The organism is Virgibacillus sp. M23, from assembly GCF_034190895.1.
Classification (GTDB): domain Bacteria; phylum Bacillota; class Bacilli; order Bacillales; family Amphibacillaceae; genus Virgibacillus; species Virgibacillus salarius.
In genome coordinates, this window is sequence record NZ_JAWDHA010000001.1 from 36,261 (window position 1) to 56,072 (window position 19,812).

Below are 19,812 nucleotides of genomic sequence, written 5' to 3' on the forward strand. Positions count from 1 at the left end.
GATAATAATGAAACCATCTTAAGGGGAAATTTCTTGATGCAATAACTGCTTTGCAGCCTTTATTCCCTTAAAATTCTTCTTAACTTTCCTACAATACGTTTTATTCTAATTCTCCAATGATCGCTATCATTCAATCGTTCCCATGTTTCAATGAGTAATTATCATCTATTAAACTTATATTATACCCTTGTAGGTATGTTGTCAATTATAATATAACAAATAAACGGCCTTAACCCCCTTGGAATAAAGAGTAAAGGCCGCCTAAGCATAATTTTTATTTCCGCTGTCTATTTTGACAGAAGGAAGTTTATAATTCTGGATCGTGTTTAGATGAAAAGTGGGTTACCCAACGCTTTAAAGCTAGATAACTATTTAATAGAATTTATCGTTTTGAGATGCTTAATTTGGCTATGTCTCAGCTTCTTCCCTAACTTTTATTTAAAGGTTTTTTCCATAATCCAATCATTAATGCTGAGACAATAGATCCTATTGCAATTGCTACAAGATACAGTAGCCAGCTACCTTCTACTGTCGGAATAACGAATATACCACCATGAGGTGCTGGTAGACCGACTCCAAACAGTAAAGCTAAACCACCTGCGATCGAGGATCCTACCACAAGGGAAGGAATCACTCTTCCTGGATCTGCCGCAGCGAAAGGAATTGCACCTTCTGTAATAAAGAAAGCACCTAGGGCATAGTTTGTTTTCCCTGCATCTCGTTCTTCCTGTGTGAATTTATTGCGGAAGAAGGTTGTCGCAAGTGCTAACGCTAGAGGAGGAACCATACCTCCAGCCATTACTGCAGCATGTGGGCCGAAGTTTCCTGCTTCAATCATGGCGATTCCAAATGTAAAAGCTGTTTTGTTAATAGGGCCTCCCATATCAACGGCCATCATACCACCGAGAATAAGCCCTAATAGCATGGCGTTCACACCGGACATACTTCCTAGCCAGCCTTCTAACCCAGACATGATCCAAGCAATTGGCTCAATGATAACGAAATACATGAGTAAGCCTGTAACAAAAACACTGATAACAGGATAAAACAGAATCGTTTTTATACCATCAAAGGATTTCGGTAAACCCGCAAGCAGCTTCTTCACTAGAACAACCACATAACCACCTAAGAAACCGGCAATTAAGCCACCAAGAAAACCTGCACCACCCATGGAGGCCATGAAACCACCAATCATAGCTGGGGCAAAACCTGGTCTATCTGCAATACTCATTCCAATAAAACCTGCTAGTACTGCTACCATTAATCCAAAGGCATAATCGCCACCTATTGCTTTTAATGCAGCGGCAAACTCGTTATACGTAGCGTGGTCTGGTTCCGCAGAATGAATACCAAAAAAGAAGGAAATAGCGATTAATACCCCTCCACCAACAACGAATGGAAGCATGTTGGATACACCATTCATTAAATGTTTATAGAAGCCTTTTCCTGTTCCGCCAGAGCTAGTACTGGAGTTATTTCTATCACCTTGATAGACAGGTGCATCACCTTTCCGTGCCATGTTAATTAATTCTTCCGGTTTACGGATACCGTCCGTTACTCCTCGTTGTAACACTTGCTTACCGGCGAAACGCTCCAATTCTACCTTTGTATCTGCGGCAACGATAATTGCTTTCGCATTTGCAATATCTTCTTCTGTTAAACGATTTTGCACACCATCAGATCCATTCGTTTCCACCTTTATCGAAACGCCAAGCTCTTCCGCTTTATCCTTTAAAGCATCTGCTGCCATAAACGTATGAGCAATTCCTGTTGGACACCCCGTTACAGCAAGGATTTCAGGACCGCTTGTTGAAGTAGCCTCTTCTTCTTTCCCTAGCTTTTCTTTTTCCTTCGCATCAATAATGTTGATGATTTGTTCCTCCGTTTCCACTTCCATTAACCTTTTACGGAAATCTTCATCCATTAATAAAGTGGATAATCTGGATAATGTTTGCAGATGATCATTATTTGCTCCTTCACTTGCCGCAATCATAAAGAATAAGTGGGCAGGCTGAGCATCTAATGAATCAAATTCTACTCCTGCTCTCGAACGAGCAAAGGCAATAGCGGGTGTCCTCACGGCACTCGTTTTGGCATGAGGAATCGCAACACCCTCTCCAATCCCTGTACTACTTTGTTTTTCTCTATTCCATATTGCTTCGATATATGCTTCTTTGTCATTCAGTCTTCCTGCTTGACCTAAGCGATCAGCCATTGCTTGAATAACATCCTCTTTTGAGTTTGCTTTCACTTCCAAAATCATAATATCTTGCTTTAATAATTCTGTGATATTCATAGACCTCATCCCTTCTCGATGATGTTTCTTTCTATATTGCTGTTACATGAACCTCGGCTAATAGTTTCTCGACCTCATCCTTTGTACACAATGTCTTAGAAAATGCCGTGGCACTTCCTGAAGCAACAGCGTATCTAGCCGCTTCAACAGCATTAGTGGTTTGCTGCCATTTATAAAGGAAGCCTGCTACAGATGAGTCCCCTGCACCAACAGAGTGAATGGCTTGTCCTTTTGGAGCACTTAGCTTAAAGGTTCCAGCTTCCCCTACATAAATAGCCCCTTCTTTTGCCATCGATACGAATACATGATCAATTCGGTTTTCTTCATGTAATCTCTTCGCAAGTCTAACAATGTCCTGATCTGTTTCCGCTTTTTCTGAAAATAGCTCTGCAAGTTCATAGTTATTCGGCTTAATAAATGCTGGGCTTGCTTTGATAGCTTGCTCTAAAGCCAATCCACTTGTATCTAAAATGACCGAAACACCTTGTGCGTTCAGCATTGTTATGATGGAATGGTAGGTATCATCAGGAAGAAAGGTTGGCAAGCTACCTGCTAGCACAACAATATCTTCGGTTGTTAAGCCTCGTAGCTTGTTTACAAACGAGTTGTAGTTTTTTTCTGTGATGGTAGGTGATTTTCCGTTTATCTCTGTCTCTTCATTACCAGCTTTTAGCTTTATATTAATTCTTGTGTCTTCTTGTAAGGAGACAAAATCATGGACGATGTCAACTTCTTCCAAATAATCTGTAATGAATTTTCCAGTAAAACCGCCAACAAAGCCCAAAGCCGTGCTTGTTGTTCCTAAGCGATTTAATACACGGGATACGTTAATACCTTTTCCGCCTGCTTCTTTGTAATCATCCTGACTTCTATTAATTGTTCCTTGCTCCACTAATTCAAGTTTTACAACATAGTCAACGGCAGGGTTCAAGGTTATGGTATAAATCATTGTGACACCACCTCTAAAGTTGTTAATTTTGCAATCTTTTCATGTTGTTCTGTTGATATCCCATCTGTTGTGATGATGGTGGCGTTTTCAATATTTGCTACACTTGCAAAGGATACTTCTCCGAATTTTGTTGGATCTGCTAATATAAAGCTTGCTTGTGATTGCTTGATTGCGGCTTGTTTAACATTTGCTTCCTCAGGATCTGGTGTGGTGAATCCTTGACTTGCATGAATACCATTTATACCGAGAAAGCATTTGTCAAAACGAAATTCCTTGATGGCATCAACCGCTTTTGTTCCAATTAAGGCAGCCGTCCCTTTTTTTGCCTTTCCTGAAATGACATATGTTTCGATTCCATACTCAATAAGGAGCTGTACATGTGGGATTCCGTTTGTGACAACGACAACTGACTTACCTTGTAGCAAAGGAATCATTTGCATGGTGGAGGTGCCTGCATCTAGGTAAATAGAATCTCCATCCTCAATAAAAGTGGCAGCTTTACTCGCGATCGCCTCTTTTTCTATTTGAAATTGTGCTGTCTTTTCTAAAAGTGTTGGTTCTTCTAGCTTCTTCTTTAACAGAGAAGCACCGCCGTGCACCCTTTTGATCAATTGTTTATTTTCTAATTCAGTTAGATCACGACGTATGGTTGATTCAGATGCCCCTGTTGACTCGCAAATCTGACGAACAGACACGATCTCTTTCGCTTTCAACAGTCCAATGATTAGCTCTTGACGTTCGATCGTTAACATTATAAGTATCCCTCTATTCATGAATTAATCGCTTATATAAATAATACAATCATTTTCATTCATAGTCAATCATAAACGATCAAAACCAATCATAAAAATCCTCCTGCTTTTGTAATATAAGGTGAGACATTCGTCAGTAGAGGATTACAAACAGTGGCTATGATGACATTTAGCAATAAATTTTCTATTTTATTTTTAGTCCTAGTTATATAGCTTTATTCAAAAGCACAGATAAAACGGATATTTGAATTTCCTCTTTCTCTAACTGCACATCTAAATTTGGGTAATGATTCTCTGCATACCCAGCCCTTTACTTTGTTTGTATCTCCGTAAATGGATATGCGTATATAATGTTATAATTTCACTCTCCCTACTCCAAAATTTAGACACACCAAAAAAGCGACATTTTGGTAGAGTAACTCCTTCAAAAGTCGCTTAGGTGTTCTACATATTTTATTATTACAGCATTTTGCTTACCTATAGCTAATGTGCAAAAACGGAGACATCCGTAATCTAAAAACATTTGAGATAAATACGTATATATCACACGTGATCTATTGGGCCATCATATATTTTAACTCCGATGTTTCTGTTTTTCTCATAACCCGTTGCGTTGAGGCAAAACAAGCTACCTCTCTTATCAAGCCAAATCTATCGCTTCCTCTGTTAACTACTATTCATATACATAGATGAACTACATGGATTATAGATTTTTCTTTTTTGAAGGACAACAAGCATTCATTTCCAAAGAGTGTTCATATTCGTCATGACGACGAAGCCATGTCTTCCCATTGCCATCACTGCGTCCAGATGGATCTTCCCAATCCTCTTGCCTACCAAGAGCTGTTAAATCGAGGTAGTTGAAGGTTCCAATTAATATGTCAGTTCCACGGGCATAAGTGGTATACGTGTGAAAAATTCTATCACCATTGCGAAGAAAGGAACTGAAACCAGGAACTTCCATGGACTGTTCAGAATCGAGGGGTACGCCCTTTTCCATAAGCTCTTCTTTAGTCAAATAGTTGTATTCAATTGGAGTCACAGATTCGTCTAATGTAGCATCGAAATCATAATTAAAGTCACTATTAAAGGATGAGTACCAAGGAATGTCCCACCCCATACGCTTCTTATAATGTTGGATCTTTGAGAGTGGAGCACGGGATATCATAGCCAGTGACGTGTTTCGTGCATGTAGGTGAGACAGATGACCGACGTTGTCCGTAGCGAGAGAGCAAGCAGGACAACCTGCCTCCCAATCAGGGTCGAACATGAAGTGCTGCACAATCAGCTGCGGACGTCCTTCAAACAGATCAAGCAGACTTGTTTTACCATGCGGGCTATCAAAGACATAATCCTTGTTAATCTCTACCATTGGGAGTTGGCGACGCATAGCATTCAGTCTATCCCGCGCTATAGTGAACTCCTTCTCCTTTGCCAGCAATTCCTTACGAGCGATAAGCCATTCATCTCGTGAAACAATAGGTGGTAGTTGCAAATCCTTTTGCGTTTTTTTCATATAATCTGCTCCCTTTTTTGTTTTCTTCAGTTTAACGCAGATGATGACTACAGATTTCTTCTAATTTGCTAAAAATATAATCTTATTTCTTTTCCCTTTATTTAGCCAAATTACAGAACTTAAAAAGTCTAGCCTATACGAATATCATTTGATTTCGCTTCTTCCAAATCTATAGATGTACTTTTAAATATAGAAAAATATTGCCATTTACACAATATCATCAAGTCCTTATGAAAACGCTCATACTTGTTTGTTAGTTGCTTTGTTAAACATTGCGCACTTAATGCTATGCTTGCAAAAATAGTATTTTGCCCCCAGCATTAACTTATGACAATCTATTACCATGACTATTGAAAAAATAAATTGCAAAAATGTCTCATTATTCTTTTCAACATGAAATATGTTACCTCACAGATAATTGGCAATAATACCTCGTCTTCAAACTATTGGTAAGTGAGGGATCGACTGCAAGGAAATGTCTGATGGGTTCAAAGGCCTTTGAGTCATCCACTTTTGGTGCTACCAATCAGCGGGGGATAAATAAAACCCCCACTGATTGAATGTACACTTTATGAAATATATATTTTGTACATAACGATTAAATTTAATGATAGCCAAGCTGTTATAAATAAAGAGAATAACTGATATAGATTAACTTCCAAAAATAAGATTAGATGTATCTGTCTATACAATCATCCTCATTCTATAGGTTTTACTCAATAAAATGATAGATCTTCATAATCAATATCGTAGATAAGATGCTCAACAGCTTCGATCCGCTCACCATCCAACTGCTGCATAAATCCAATATAATGCATTTCCCACTCGCTCTCTGCTTCAACACCGTCAGCAACAACGAATCGAAAACCTCGAATATCCCCCCGTAATTTCTCGTAAAATACGATTTTGGCTAAAATAGCTAGTTCGACATCACCTAAGGTATCAAAAAGCGCATCATATTCATCAGCAAACAGACATCCTGAATTTAGTAAATCTAGGTAATCATGCAGTGAAACAAAATACCTTCGAATTAGTTGTACTTTTTTTTCTGTGTTGTCACTTCCAGTGATGCGATCTACTAAATTCCGCATTTGAATATCACTCATTCGATTATTCTCATTCAACATTAAGACCATTGGTTTTTTGTGCTCTTCGATTTCTCTAATAATCATTATCTCGAAACTACCGATTTTAGCTGCGTTATTTACCCTTTGAACCAATTCATTACGGTACAGATCAATATAATGGGTAAGTGCTTGATCCGTTTGTAGCTCTTTTTGTAACTGATTGATCGATTCATGAATCAACTTAGATCTTTGATCTGCACAACAGGCTATTAACATGCGGTTTAACTGTTTATATTGAGTTTCAGAGATTCTAACTTGACTGGCTTTCTTACCAGCTAGAAGTGAAAAAACAGCATTGTTTACCATTAATTCAAATATGTTAAATAGCTCTACGTGATAATTAAAGTGGTATATCTTCCCAAAATTCGTTAAGACATACATTAAATCCTGATGACTAAAAAATTGGCAGAACTTTGTCTCTATTCGTAGTCGTTCTAAATATTGTTTAATATAAATAACACCCTGAAGTCGCATATCATCAATGGCTAAAGGATAGTCGATACTAGCCATTGTATTTTGCGCCCCAAAAATAATATTATACTGTTTCATAAATACAGGTAATGATTCATCAATGGTCATATTATAGGCATCCACTGGCACAGCTAATCTTATCTTTTTCATTTCTTGATACAGTTGCTTTGCGTCCTCATAGTATTGGCGAAGTAATTCAACACCTTTAGCATGTATATCCTTTATGCTCTCAAAATTTAAATGAACAATAGCTTCTTCAGGGTTGTTAAAATGAAGGACATATACATCCATAGCGTATATCAGAGATACCATGATATCTTCCGCAGTTTCCGATGTCACCGACGTACTTTTCCCTTGAGTATACTTTCGTATCAATTGTTGCAGAACCTGCATAATCTCACCCTGTATCTGATAAGCCTTCTTACTGGTAATCGCTCCCACCCGCTGACCTTCCTGCAGAAGAGACAGTATATAGTTATTTCGTTTTAACCGAGATCGATCGATAATAATATTGGAAACTGAGCGAGAACAATCTTGTGTGTTATCTAATCCCACGCTGATTCATCACCTTCAAATAAAGAATCAAGACACATCATGTCCTTTTTGAAATTCTCTGCAAGTTCTTCCATTTTACTTCTTAATAGCTCTACAGATCCTGCGCAGGATCCATTAAAATAATCGTTCATCTTCATAATAAGTTTTATGTCCTCCACCTTATCTTCTGTTTCATTTCTAAGATAATAAAAAATCTCCTGGAGCTCATTAAGTGTATCAACATAATGATCCTTTTCCATATAAGGGGAAGAAGAAAATACCTTAATTAACTCCTGTAGCACTTCAATGCCCAGCTCAACTCTCGCATAGTCACGAAGTACTTTATTCCTGAACACAACTAATGTTTTTATATCATCTGGTGTGAGAACCAAGCCTTGTTCTTTAGTTTTTTCATTTAAACTGAGTAGTTCCATCACTGAGTTGGACTTGGGTAATAATTGGAAATTCAAAATATCAGATAAATTCATAGACGCTTCCCCCTATAGACCCGTTAAAAGGTTTGATTTTTTTACCTAAGTTGTTAAGAATTACCTTCAGGTTGTGTTTTAGTCATATAGTTTTTTTCTAGAGGCTAATATGGGATTTCGATAAAGAAGATATCCAGGTCTTAATAACGTCGTTGGTTTATAAGTACAGATGTGGCAGGAATAGCTTATATCTTATTATTTAATTCTTAACTCATTTTGTGTAATAAAAACAGGGTCAAAGCTTTACCTTTGCAACTATACCAAGGTGAAAATTCCTTTATTTAGGTAGCTCTCGAAAAAGCAAGGCAGGAAATATCCATTAACAGGAAATTTCCCAGGAAAAGCTTGCTTGAGAGGTATTTAGTCACTTTATAGGTACTTCCTTTTAACTGGTATTAAGTATCTTTTTATATGCTTTATTTTTTTATAGCATGCATGTAATGAATGGTTTCAAAGGCTGATAGATAGTCTTTTCGATCGTTAAAATAAAGTTCATTAATTGTATCGGGTGCTAAATGTTCATTAATAAGTAAACCGGATTTTTCTAACATCCCCACAATTTCATCATAAGAAAAACATGACTTCATTGGTTCACCACTTGCTGCAGCGATTTTCACCATATTTTCGACCCTATTAAAGATGCCTTTTTCTTCAAAGAGTTTTTCGTCAGCATAATCAAAAACTATGGAACTTCCTGACGGGACTTTGGCGAATAAATTATTTATTAAATTTGAAATTTGTTCTTTCGTTAAATAATAAGAAACACCTAAAAGACTAAAGAAAGTTTTTTTAGTATCAAATCCTTCCTTTCTTAGTTGTTGATCGGAGAATGCTTTGGTAAAATCCATAGAAACAAAATGTAGATTACTTGGAACTTTAAAACCAGCTTCATCCAGTCTTTTTTTCTTAAATTCCTGTGTAGTAGAAAAATCAACTTCAAATATCTCTAAGGTGTTTTCCAGTTCTGGATGTCGAAAACAAAACGTATCTAAACCTGCACCAAGTATCACGTATTGTTCTAACTCTAACATAGCTTCATTAAGTAATACCTTTTCACAATACCTGGCACGAGCCAGGGGTGTTGGAGATAGTTGAACCTGTGTAATCCATTTTAATATTTCTTCTGTATCCCCTTTAAACTTTTTTGCGATATCATGGCTGAAGAAGTCTATGCCTTGTACCATATTTTCTTTGATATTATTAAATTCTTCCTGCGAAATTAACTCTTTTGCTATATAATCGTTAAAGATTTTAGGGGTATCAAACTGACTATGATAGGATCTGCCAAACGCTGATATTAATGAAGTTAAACTTGACTCACCTTGCTTCACACAAATACACTCCTTTATTTTGAACAAAAAAATAGAGTTCCCTTGGCCAAGAGAACTCTATTATATAATTTTATTTCATAAAAGTAAATTATAGCACAATTAAATTTTTTTGTCAAGTTTTTTAACTCGATTGATACTTAAAGAACTAAGCTTTACATAAATAACAAGATGACCCAATAATTTATAGCGCTAGCATTTACACGTCTATCCATTCCATGGTCTTAAAAAATGTCTAAAATTAGTTGTTTTCACTACTTGATAGTTGCAGGCATACAATGAAAGGGAATATTTTAGATAAATGAGGAGGTATAACATTGAGCTTTCTAGCCCCTAGTAATACACAACAAATGCAAGTTCTGTATAGAGGTGACCCCAACATTGTCCCCCACCTACAATCGATTCGTGAGCAAATACACAATTTATGCAGGTTTCATGTTAATAAGATAGTTAGGGTGCAAACGATAGATGGAGAAGTTTATGAAGGGACTATTGTTAGCTGTGATAAGAGGCATTTATACCTTAGTATAGATAATTCAAATCGTCAATACGGATATGACCCTTACACCCCGATAATAATGTCACTAGTTCTTTATGAATTACTTTTAATTACATTATTGTCAATCTATTAAGTAGTTTAAATACATCTGATCTTTTCACCTCGTCTGACTGGAGTTAAGTCTTGATGTATAGGAGCTTGACTTTTTAGGTCAATATTATTGAAGTGTACCAAATTTCTAAGTAATATCGTTCGCATAATTTAGTATCCCGACATATATTACTATATTCGCTCTTCTTCTTTAAATAATGACTTTTATGACTAAAATCATGACTATAGTTATCTTCCACACCTCCTCCCTGTTCTTTAAACTAATAAACATCAGTAGGAACAACGGAGGAGGATAGTTGAAAAAATGAAACAGTTAAAGAAGCGAGAAAATCTTGATATAGAATGGCTTTGGCTGATTATCACTGCAAGGAATATCGGAATTACGAAAGATGAGATCAGACAGTTTCTACGCAAACATTCATTATCCAACAATATGAAGCACTAATTATAATTCTTTTAGTAATAAAATTGCTTCTGTCCGCGTACGTACATCTAACTTTTTATAAATTTGGCTAACATAATTTTTAACAGTACCTATGGATAAGTATAATTCTTGCGCAATCTCCTTATTCTTTTTGCCGGAGATTAGTAGTTTCAAAATGTGGTATTCTGTTTTAGTGAATTCTAAATTTTTGTCTGCTAATTGATAATATAGGTAGTCTGTTGATTGGTCATAATCATTATTATTTAAGTGATCGACTAAAACGGAATGTACAGATGAAGGAATAATCATTTGGCCAGATAAGCTATCACGAATGGATCTTATTATTTGATCAGTCTCTGAATCTTTAAGTAAATAACCATTCGCACCATTTTTAATTGCTTGTAAAATGTACGCATCATTAGAAAATGTTGTTAGCATTACGATAATTATATGTGGATAGGTTTGTTTGATTTCTTTTGTAGCAATAAGTCCGCCCTTATTTGGCATTCTAATATCCATTAGCACGATATCCGGCTGATATTCTTTTGCTTTTTCCACCGCTTCTTTTCCATTGTAAGCTTTTGCAATAACTCGGAAATTGTCATTAATTTCTAAAATAGCAGCAAGTCCATCACAAAAGATAGGTTGATCGTCAGCAATTAAAATATGAATAGGCTTCACTTTATCACCCCAATTTTTTGTTTTCATATTTTTGAGATTGAGATATGGATGGGAGACTAATCATTAATTCTGTACCACCATTATTAGGAAGTGATGTAATTAACCATTCACCTTTTAATTCTCGCACTCTTTCTTGCATAGAGATTAATCCAAAACCTAGGGTTGCTTGTTTTATATCAAAACCTCTTCCATTATCTATTAACTTAAAAATTGTGTTGGAATCTTCTTTATATAGCAAGAATTCAAAATGCGTACTTGGGCCATGACGAATACCATTCGTCAAACCTTCCTGGAGAGCACGATAAATTACTAGTTCTTGTTTAGGGCTGATGTGTAGGTTAGGGGCATCGATATGATAATCAATAGTAATACCAGTTTGATCAATAGTATCTTCTAGTAATGAAGTTATACTTGGTAGAAATTCAATGAAAGACTGCTGATTATTTAACAGTTTTACTGATTTTCGCACATCATTTAAACCATTTTGAAGTTGAATTTGAATGTCATTTAACAGTTGCTTTGCTTTTTTCTTGTCATGATCTATCAATTTGTTACTGGCCTTAACACCCATGATTGTTGTTGTTAATGTATGTCCAATTGTATCATGGATTTCTCTAGAAATTCTGGTCCTTTCTGCAAATAGCGTGTTTTCCTCTAATGACAAAGCAGCTTTTTTTATACTCTCGTACGCCTTTGCTAATTGCTGTTTTTGATTGACTATAATTTTTGCTAAGTAACTAAGTGCAAAAAATGAAACAAACTCTAAGCTTTTTGGGATAATAAAATGTAACGATTCAAACGATGGATAATTAATAAATCTACCTATAACAAAGAATGTGTACGCAAGAAAACTAAATGGTATGCTAAATTGCTTTGTTCGATGCATCGCTGCTTCACCAACTAGCACTAGTAAATATATTTCTGAAATGAAGGAATTGTCATAAATATTAATAGCTAAAGCGATGAATAATTGGATAAAAAGTATGATTCCTCCTTTAAGAGAATGTAAATCAACATGAAAAATAAAATTTCGGATAATGTATGTAATAATAAACAGAATGGTAAATAAATAAATTTGCAAGAAATGTTCTTGCTGATCCAATGAAAGCAATGGTAGAGTTATGATTAAACCAATGATAATAATAAGGTCTAGCTTTTTTTCAAATGATTGACTCATTATTCACTTCCCCTTTCTGACTTAGACTCTTACTAACATGTTATCAAACTTTCCACTCTCTTCATGACATTTGATTTTTTTTACTTCATAACTTTTATCCTTATTTGATATTGTAAAAAAGGAAGTTTCCCTTTATGATATCAGTTCGTTATTAAAATTAGATATCCAGACCTTTACTTCTTCTGACGAAAAAGAGGCTGTGACAAAACACAACTTCTTTACTCAAAATACGAATAATTATGTTATCAATAGGAGTATCATCGCCGCACCGTGAACATATACGCGCTTTCCGGGCACGGCCACAGCTAACTTGGTAAAGAAAAACACGTTACCAAGTGGATCTTCGGACTGGTGCTGTTCCCGCCGGAGTCTCGCTTATTTCAGGTGCTAATTTAATTTTTCTAAAAACGAGCGATAATTAATTTCAACTAATTATCGCTCGTTCTTCATTGTTTCTTCATTCTTTTGTCTCAGTCTCTTTTTAAATTTCTTGTTTTTTTGTTGGTGTTACATCGGCAACATCATCAAAGTAAAAAAGGCGCTTTCCCTTCTTTAAAACAACCATTAGAATATGGCAAAAGAGAACTAACCACAGTATTAACATGAAAAAGAAAGCAGCAAGGCTAATCCATACATGATAATAATAGAAAGCAGATTCCATATCTAAGTTAATCAGGGATACAGCCTTTAAACCCTGATAAATAACCCATGGTATATAGAGTGCTATAAATCGCTTGAGTAGTAGCGACCAAGCAGGATATCTCTTCTTCTTATCTATGAGTCGATATCGCATCACGGTTGTACCAATTGTTTTTCCTTTCCAAAAGACGGGTACAACAAAAAATACCACAAAAAAGACCAACGTTTTATAAATGACTTCTATGAGATGGTCTGTTAGAAAGAAACCAGTTAAAATTTCCCAACTAATATGGACTAATAGAAAATCAATAAATATAGCAAGTAACTGCGGAATAGGTAAGACGATGTCTTTACGAAGTATTTTATCTTTTTTGGCTAACACCTTTTTCTTTGACGGAAATAAAGCAAGAATTACAGGTCCGATAAGAAAACCAAAAAGCGCACCACTACTATTCAATAGAAGATCATCGACATCAAAAATGCGATAAGGGCATGTATACAGTCCGTAAATCCCCGTTAGTTGCGTAACTTCGAAAAATAATGATGTTGTAAAACCAATTAGGAGAGCACGTTTCCAATAGTACCTTTCTTGAAAATAATATCTTATATAGACACCAAGCGGAAGCAATAATAAAAAATTGAAAACAGCTTGTAAGAACGCACTTTCCTTGATAATTTGTATATAAGTTGCTGGCTGTGACCAAATTACCGCACTGCCATGTACGATATCCCAAACAAAATAAAAGGGAATAATGGAATAATAAACGGTATCCGGTGCTTGAAATGCACAGGTATCTCGAGTGCTTGGAAGTGGCAATAAAACTAGAAACAAGGCTGAGAGCATATAAAAAATAAAGGAATAAACGATAATAGATGTCCAAATGCTTAAATAGCCATATTTTCTATAGCAATAAATTAACCATGGAATGATAAGTAAAAAACCTAAAACTAAAAACATGATAAACGCTGTTTGTATTGGCATCGTATAAGAAAACAAGCTACCACCTCATTTTTGTTATGATTTAGTTTCTGAAGTTTTTTATTATCTAAACATGGTACAGAACAAAAGCGCAAGCGTCCGATTAGAAACGTAGCGACTGGAGCCAGTCAACGAATATTAAGAGCTCACGGTGAGCTTGCGAGCCGATCATGACTTATCGTAGGGCGATTTGTGAAGTCACCTAGTTTTCTGGGATTCAGGGCGCTAGAGCTGGACGCAGCTCAACACGCCTATATTTTATCCACTTGGGCAAATGTTATCATTTCCTTCATTTTCCTAGACTATAAAAAAGTGTGTACGCATCATACACACTTTTTAATGGTTATCTTATTACTTTGATCATTCAAGATATAGTAATAGCATGTTTTCCATTTAAAATCTCTATTTATTCTTAACCTGATAAAAAAGCTGTACATGTCCTGATTGAAGTGTTTGCGTGTGTATTTGCTTCATAGTGACTCTTTCTTGTACTTCTTTGAATAAAGGTTTACCTTTTCCAAGAACAACTGGTGCAACGGTAATGTGATATTCGTCAATTAATCCCGCATTTAACATATTAGATGAGAAGTCAGCACTTCCTAATATTGCTAAATCTTTAACAGCTTCTTGTTTTAACTTGCTGATTTCGTTTTCCGCATTTCGTTGTATAAGTCTCGTATTTTCCCAGGTCGCTTCCTGTAGTGTATTGGAAAATACAATCTTCGTATGAGCATTCATAAGGCGAGCGATATTTCCGGTAGCGCTAGGCCAGTAGCTTGCCATATGTTGATACGTTATTCTTCCAAATAAAAGCATATCTAACGATTCTAAAAAATTTTGAGCATACGCTTCGTATTCACTACCCACACGATGCCAATCCACTTCTCCATGTAAACCGGCAAAGAACCCATCAAGAGACATTAACTCTTGGGCGATTAATTTTCGCATCTGAACCACCCTTCTAGTATAGAATTTTAAGGAAAATTTTGGCTTCTATCCATTGATCAGCAACGTTGGCAGTGATACCTAGATGTTACCATCTTTCATTCACGCGATAGTAACGTCACCCAGCTTGGTTATGTGTACTTTGAATATACATGTACGTCCTGACCGTTCAATACGAGCTTTTTATCTAATGACATCCCTATTTTTTGTGCTACATGTTGAGAGGCAAAATTATCAGGTTGGATAAGAGCAATAAATCGTTCATGCTGTAGATGTTTAGTTCCATGTTCTAATAATGTATGTGCTGCCTCTGTTGCATATCCTTTCCCCCAGTGCTCACGAGATATCCAGTACCCTATTTCGATTTCCTCTTTACCATCAATCGTTTGTGGAACTAATCCCGCATGACCGATCAGCGTGTTATCTGCTTTATTCACTAATACCATTAAGCCCATGTTTTTATTAGACTCATACGTACGATAAATCCAACTTAAAAACTTCTTTCCCTCATTTTCATCTCTTGGCTTGCCATTCCCAATAAATTGGACAACCGCTGGATCGCTTAACAATGACATCAGAAATGGAAAATCATTATTATCATATCTTCGAAATAATAGTCTTTGAGATGATAGCAATTATATCACTCCCTTCCATTTATAATCTTATAATTGTATAATTATCTTCATTTATTTTAACATTTGGTATATAAAATCACTGAAAAATTTAGTTATTTCTATGTCGTGAAAACATGTTTCCTCTATTTCCTTCTCGGCCTCATAGATAGTCTTGGTGAATGAGATCTTAGCTTGGTCCTTTCCCCTTTACACAGGTTACGTGTTAAGTCTTTGCTTTTACTGGGATTTGTATTTCCGTTACATACTCTTCTTGGTTTCCGGTTACAGCTAAGTCAATGATCATTAACTCAATTCCATTACCTATGATTTCATAGCCGCGCTGTTGGATTTCTAATAGTAGGATCTCATAGCTCTCCGTAATATTGTCATATGGTCCAATATGATGTATGCATGCATAATTTTCAGCGCTTATTGTTGATAGATCCTCCATGTTATTAGGCACATGATGAAGTATAATGAACACATCATTGATTTGAGGTGTTTGTTGAATGCTTAATGAATCTTGTTTAATTGTTATACCTATGTCTCCTGAGAAAAGAGAAAAATCTTTCATTAATAGCTGGTTTTGCAATGAATTAATATAATAGTCGAACATTTCGTCTGATGCATCTGGAGCTACTGGCATTGAAATAATATGTCTTAAAGGAATGGTCGTAAACCAAACTGAGCGCGGAGAAGCTTGCAGTGATTGTTTAATCATCTCTGCTTTATCATTCATTTTTTCTAGCATAAATTCAATCTTATTTTTCTGTTCTTGTAAGCGTTGGGCCTGTTTTTCTAACATATGTAAAACCGTATTTGGCGTTCGATTGGCCATGAAATGCTTAATATCCTGTAGTGAAATATCTAAATTTCTTAAAAATTTTATTGTATCAAGCATGGAAAATTGGTCTAACGTATAATATCGATAATTTGTTTGCTGATCAACCATGTTAGGTTTAAAGATATCCTTTTCATCATAATAACGTAACGTAGATTCTGATATATGATGTAGTTTTGCCATCTCGCCAATCGTAAAATATTGTTTAGGCAACATGTATATACCCCCTTCTTCTCTTGTTGTTTTTTAAGTATTTTTCAGCCTAAATTCAAGTATGCCTGTATTAATAGGTATCCTTTTCATTTTTTTATTTCAAGTATGTATCGGTAATAAATAACTTTCCTTATTTCACGCTGCTGTAGTTGTATTCGGCTCTATAAAGAATAGCAAGCATTCTAAAAACTTCTTAATAATTCGATGTGATATTTTTTATATGGAATATAATCCCCTTGGAAAGTTAAGTATAGTAAATGAAAATGACAATTACATTGGGGCATCCTTATATATTCTAAAGAAGCTGTGAATAAGAAGAATACATCTAGTTGTTATTATAGTATACATTAGTCTATTCATCTTTTTCATTCATCAAATCGTAATCGTTTCTTATACTTCTATAGTACATAAAAAACGCGACCTATTACATTGTAAGCTCGCGTTTTTAACCGATATCGCAAATATATACGTTTTGTATCTTGGATCATGTTTATTATAGGGTTGAGTTCCTATCTATTTCATAACGAATAATCGATTCAAGTCGCTGTATTTCCAGCTATTTTTTTCCATCATTTAATCTTCTAGCTTCTTCGGGACTTGACATTTTTGTAGAGCCTTTATAACGTAGCCCTACATCACGATCTGATTCCACGCGTCCGCTCTCTCGTAGCTTCTTTTCTTGACGATCTTTTCCCATCGTTAACCACCTCCTAACATTTAACATGGTTGTTAGCTTCATTTTTATACATTTAGGGAAAAAGTAGTTAGAGATCGCTGTTAGCATATAGATTTCCTAAATAGCAGTGCGAAATGTACATAAACTAAAAGCATCTATTACTATTTTTGCTCGTTTAATCATAGCAATGATTAAAAGGAGGATGACACGGATGAAATCCAACTCTCTGTTGAAGGCGACTGGACTATGTTTGCTATTCGCATTGTTGCTGACCTCATATAATTGGAGCAAGGTTAAGGGCGTATCCCCTACTACTGTTTTCGAAAACAGTGGACATACCATTGATATAACCAAGAAGATAACCCCTCATTCACCCATTCAAGCAACTATTGACAAGATGTCTTTAAAAGAGAAGATCGGACAACTTGTAATGGTTGGCGTCGATAGTACCTCAATGGATAGGAGAATTAAGAAGTTAATTCAACAGCAACATGTTAGTGGCGCAATTTTATTTACGAAGAACCTTGAATCCGTTCAACAAGCTAAGCAACTAATTAATAACTTAAAAAAGAGTAATGCGAACAACCCTGCTTCTTTGTTTATCGGTATTGATGAAGAGGGCGGGCGTGTCTCGCGAATGCCAGAAGAGTTCCTATCAACACCTGCTAGTAGAGAGATTGGTGATTCTGCCGACTTGAATTGGGCTTATCATACTGGTCAAGTAATTGCTATGAAGGTTGCCTCACTTGGCTTTAATATCAACTTTGCTCCTGTACTGGACATCGATAGTAATTCAAATAATCCTGTGATTGGCGATCGTTCCTTTGGATCAAGTCCGGCTAAAGTAAGTGATTTTGGAATTACTCAAATGAAAGGTATGCAGTCGGAACAAGTCATTTCTGTTGTCAAGCACTTTCCCGGACATGGTGATACAACTAGCGATTCACATATTCAGTTGCCAACGATTGATCATCCTAAATCTCGATTAATGCAGGTAGAGTTACTGCCATTTCAACGAGCGATTACTAAAGGAGCAGATGCAGTTATGGTTGGTCATCTACTTGTAACAGCGTATGATAATGATTCCCCTGCTTCCATGTCAAAAACGATCATATCTGGTTTGTTACGAGAAGAGTTAGATTTTAATGGTGTAGTCGTTGCAGATGATATGACTATGGGAGCGATTCAAGATAATTACGATATAGGCGAAGCTGCAGTGCAATCGATTAAAGCAGGTAGTGATCTAATTCTTGTTTGCCACGACTATGATAATGCTGAGTCAGTGATTAATGGAATTAAGTACGCAGTACAAGCGGATGAGATCACTGAAATGCGTATTGATCAAAGCGTAGAGCGGATATTGAAGCTTAAACAAAAATATCAATTAACAGATGCGTCAATTGAACATGTAGCTATTGATGAAATAAATCAAGCTATAAAAACATGGTAACGTAACTATTTAAACGATCTTACAAGGCTTACGTTTCTTTCAATCACGTAAAATTATGTAATGAAACAAAATACATATTTTGTTTCATTATGAAAATCAATGAAAGCTTGTTACAATAGTTAATGAACCTTTTATATAATCTATGTATAAAAATGTAATTATACATATCGAGTGGAAACGTTCTTCAAATATATGGTAATTATTTGAGAGATCTATCTAAAAAAAGATATAAATAAAGGATTGCATGGAAGCGAATAAAGGGATTGGTCGCAAAGGTATATTTCGCTTCGTCTGAGAGTCCTTCAAATTACTTCTATTTAAGAGGAGGGGAATCACAATGGAGAAAATGAAGTTTGGAGATTATGTTTTTCTTACAAAAGGGGAACATATCTATCTTCTTGAAAAGTATGGCGAATATGAACTAAACCGAAAGATCGAGGATTTAAACAAATCAAAGCTCAGAGATCCAAGACGAATCTCTGAAATTAAATCAGATTTCCATGCTTTAATTAGTAAAGGCATGCAAACGGTTCAACCAATTCGAGATCGATTAAAAATTGAAGCGATGAAGCAAGAGTTAAAGAAGAAATCATATCGTAATTATTTTTTGTTCGTCATGGGTATCAACACAGGGTTACGTATTAGCGATATTTTACCATTACGTGTTTATGATGTTCGCGGAAAAACACACATTGTTTTGAAAGAAACTAAAACTAGGAATCGTAAAAGATTCCTATTACCAGCAGAACTACGGGGAATTATAGCAGATTATATAACAGGTAAGCACGACGAGGAATATCTATTCCCTTCTCATAAAACGGACTTACCTATTAAGCGGATACAAGCTTATAAGATCTTAAGTAGTGCAGCTAACAATGTTGGTATCAAGGATTTTGGCACGCACAGTTTAAGGAAGACTTTTGGTTATTGGCATTATACAGTAAATAAAGATGTAGCCTTATTGCAAGATATCTTTAATCATTCATCACCTGACATCACGCTACGGTACATTGGGATAAACCAAGATATTGTTGATAAAAGCTTAGAGCATTTTAGTTTATAAGAAGTATGAATAACCGACTTGTTATGAAAATCGATCGTT

17 protein-coding genes are annotated in these 19,812 nt (G+C 35.7%); 3 read left to right on the top strand and 14 right to left on the bottom strand.

What is annotated here, in order from left to right; genetic code table 11:
- Positions 1 to 427 precede the first annotated feature (427 nt).
- The 7 genes from RVS70_RS00200 to RVS70_RS00230 form a co-directional block, all read right to left on the bottom strand.
- Complete coding sequence (locus RVS70_RS00200) at positions 428 to 2,296, bottom strand: fructose-specific PTS transporter subunit EIIC (protein ID WP_321132372.1); 1,869 nt, start codon at positions 2,294 to 2,296, stop codon at positions 428 to 430.
- 31 nt (positions 2,297 to 2,327) lie between these two features.
- Entirely contained in the window at positions 2,328 to 3,245 is a 918-nt protein-coding gene (pfkB, locus tag RVS70_RS00205; RefSeq protein ID WP_026681970.1) for a 1-phosphofructokinase, read from the bottom strand.
- Positions 3,242 to 3,997: a DeoR/GlpR family DNA-binding transcription regulator gene (locus tag RVS70_RS00210; protein ID WP_026681971.1), complete on the bottom strand. Its 756-nt coding sequence runs from the start codon at positions 3,995 to 3,997 to the stop codon at positions 3,242 to 3,244. The genes pfkB and RVS70_RS00210 overlap by 4 nt, the downstream gene beginning before the upstream one ends.
- Before the next feature lie 703 nt (positions 3,998 to 4,700).
- The gene (locus RVS70_RS00215) at positions 4,701 to 5,513 is read right to left on the bottom strand and encodes a DUF899 domain-containing protein (RefSeq protein ID WP_321132373.1); all 813 of its coding nucleotides are present in this window, start codon (positions 5,511 to 5,513) and stop codon (positions 4,701 to 4,703) included.
- A 716-nt stretch (positions 5,514 to 6,229) separates the two neighbouring features.
- Entirely contained in the window at positions 6,230 to 7,666 is a 1,437-nt protein-coding gene (locus tag RVS70_RS00220) for a DUF6179 domain-containing protein (protein ID WP_026681973.1), read from the bottom strand.
- Positions 7,657 to 8,133: a DUF6323 family protein gene (locus RVS70_RS00225; protein WP_166530423.1), complete on the bottom strand. Its 477-nt coding sequence runs from the start codon at positions 8,131 to 8,133 to the stop codon at positions 7,657 to 7,659. Before RVS70_RS00225 ends, RVS70_RS00220 begins: the two co-directional genes overlap by 10 nt.
- 416 nt (positions 8,134 to 8,549) lie before the next feature.
- Complete coding sequence (locus RVS70_RS00230) at positions 8,550 to 9,464, bottom strand: class I SAM-dependent methyltransferase (protein ID WP_121605123.1); 915 nt, start codon at positions 9,462 to 9,464, stop codon at positions 8,550 to 8,552.
- A 911-nt stretch (positions 9,465 to 10,375) separates the two neighbouring features.
- Between RVS70_RS00230 and RVS70_RS00235 the strand changes: the two genes are divergently transcribed.
- Positions 10,376 to 10,516 carry an anti-repressor SinI family protein gene (locus RVS70_RS00235; protein WP_080668711.1) on the top strand — a complete coding sequence of 47 codons (141 nt, stop codon included), beginning with the start codon at positions 10,376 to 10,378 and terminating at the stop codon, positions 10,514 to 10,516.
- Here RVS70_RS00235 and RVS70_RS00240 read toward each other — a convergent pair whose 3' ends face one another.
- The 7 genes from RVS70_RS00240 to RVS70_RS00270 all read right to left on the bottom strand — a co-directional run bounded on the left by RVS70_RS00240 (position 10,517) and on the right by RVS70_RS00270 (position 17,281).
- On the bottom strand, positions 10,517 to 11,176 hold the full coding sequence (locus RVS70_RS00240; protein ID WP_321132374.1) for a response regulator transcription factor: 660 nt from the start codon (positions 11,174 to 11,176) through the stop codon (positions 10,517 to 10,519).
- 4 nt (positions 11,177 to 11,180) lie between these two features.
- The gene (locus tag RVS70_RS00245; protein ID WP_281949012.1) at positions 11,181 to 12,353 is read right to left on the bottom strand and encodes a sensor histidine kinase; all 1,173 of its coding nucleotides are present in this window, start codon (positions 12,351 to 12,353) and stop codon (positions 11,181 to 11,183) included.
- 481 nt (positions 12,354 to 12,834) lie between these two features.
- Positions 12,835 to 13,989, bottom strand: coding sequence for a VanZ family protein (locus RVS70_RS00250; protein ID WP_321132375.1), 1,155 nt, complete (start codon positions 13,987 to 13,989; stop codon positions 12,835 to 12,837).
- Between the two features lie 384 nt (positions 13,990 to 14,373).
- The gene (locus RVS70_RS00255) at positions 14,374 to 14,919 is read right to left on the bottom strand and encodes a dihydrofolate reductase family protein (RefSeq protein ID WP_321132376.1); all 546 of its coding nucleotides are present in this window, start codon (positions 14,917 to 14,919) and stop codon (positions 14,374 to 14,376) included.
- A 128-nt stretch (positions 14,920 to 15,047) separates the two neighbouring features.
- Positions 15,048 to 15,551 (bottom strand): GNAT family N-acetyltransferase, encoded by a 504-nt coding sequence (locus tag RVS70_RS00260; protein ID WP_121605127.1) that lies wholly within the window; start codon positions 15,549 to 15,551, stop codon positions 15,048 to 15,050.
- A 202-nt stretch (positions 15,552 to 15,753) separates the two neighbouring features.
- Positions 15,754 to 16,587, bottom strand: coding sequence for a MerR family transcriptional regulator (locus tag RVS70_RS00265; protein WP_026681980.1), 834 nt, complete (start codon positions 16,585 to 16,587; stop codon positions 15,754 to 15,756).
- A 553-nt stretch (positions 16,588 to 17,140) separates the two neighbouring features.
- Positions 17,141 to 17,281, bottom strand: a complete 141-nt coding sequence (locus RVS70_RS00270) for a YpzI family protein (protein ID WP_080668712.1) — start codon at positions 17,279 to 17,281, stop codon at positions 17,141 to 17,143.
- Positions 17,282 to 17,471: 190 nt separating this feature from the next.
- On the opposite strand from RVS70_RS00270, the gene nagZ reads away from it, so the two are divergent.
- Together nagZ and RVS70_RS00280 are read left to right on the top strand one after the other, a co-directional pair.
- Positions 17,472 to 18,710: a beta-N-acetylhexosaminidase gene (nagZ, locus tag RVS70_RS00275; RefSeq protein ID WP_321132377.1), complete on the top strand. Its 1,239-nt coding sequence runs from the start codon at positions 17,472 to 17,474 to the stop codon at positions 18,708 to 18,710.
- 520 nt (positions 18,711 to 19,230) lie between these two features.
- Entirely contained in the window at positions 19,231 to 19,773 is a 543-nt protein-coding gene (locus RVS70_RS00280) for a site-specific integrase (RefSeq protein WP_026681983.1), read from the top strand.
- Positions 19,774 to 19,812: the final 39 nt, after the last annotated feature.

Coding starts and splice junctions, on each gene's coding strand:
- pfkB (WP_026681970.1), bottom strand. CDS start 3,245: ATGATTTATACCATAACCTTGAACCCTGCCGTTGACTATGTTGTAAAA.
- RVS70_RS00265 (WP_026681980.1), bottom strand. CDS start 16,587: ATGTTGCCTAAACAATATTTTACGATTGGCGAGATGGCAAAACTACAT.
- RVS70_RS00215 (WP_321132373.1), bottom strand. CDS start 5,513: ATGAAAAAAACGCAAAAGGATTTGCAACTACCACCTATTGTTTCACGA.
- RVS70_RS00245 (WP_281949012.1), bottom strand. CDS start 12,353: ATGAGTCAATCATTTGAAAAAAAGCTAGACCTTATTATTATCATTGGT.
- RVS70_RS00210 (WP_026681971.1), bottom strand. CDS start 3,997: ATGTTAACGATCGAACGTCAAGAGCTAATCATTGGACTGTTGAAAGCG.
- RVS70_RS00280 (WP_026681983.1), top strand. CDS start 19,231: ATGCAAACGGTTCAACCAATTCGAGATCGATTAAAAATTGAAGCGATG.
- RVS70_RS00270 (WP_080668712.1), bottom strand. CDS start 17,281: ATGGGAAAAGATCGTCAAGAAAAGAAGCTACGAGAGAGCGGACGCGTG.
- RVS70_RS00225 (WP_166530423.1), bottom strand. CDS start 8,133: ATGAATTTATCTGATATTTTGAATTTCCAATTATTACCCAAGTCCAAC.
- RVS70_RS00200 (WP_321132372.1), bottom strand. CDS start 2,296: ATGAATATCACAGAATTATTAAAGCAAGATATTATGATTTTGGAAGTG.
- nagZ (WP_321132377.1), top strand. CDS start 17,472: ATGAAATCCAACTCTCTGTTGAAGGCGACTGGACTATGTTTGCTATTC.
- RVS70_RS00255 (WP_321132376.1), bottom strand. CDS start 14,919: ATGCGAAAATTAATCGCCCAAGAGTTAATGTCTCTTGATGGGTTCTTT.
- RVS70_RS00235 (WP_080668711.1), top strand. CDS start 10,376: ATGAAACAGTTAAAGAAGCGAGAAAATCTTGATATAGAATGGCTTTGG.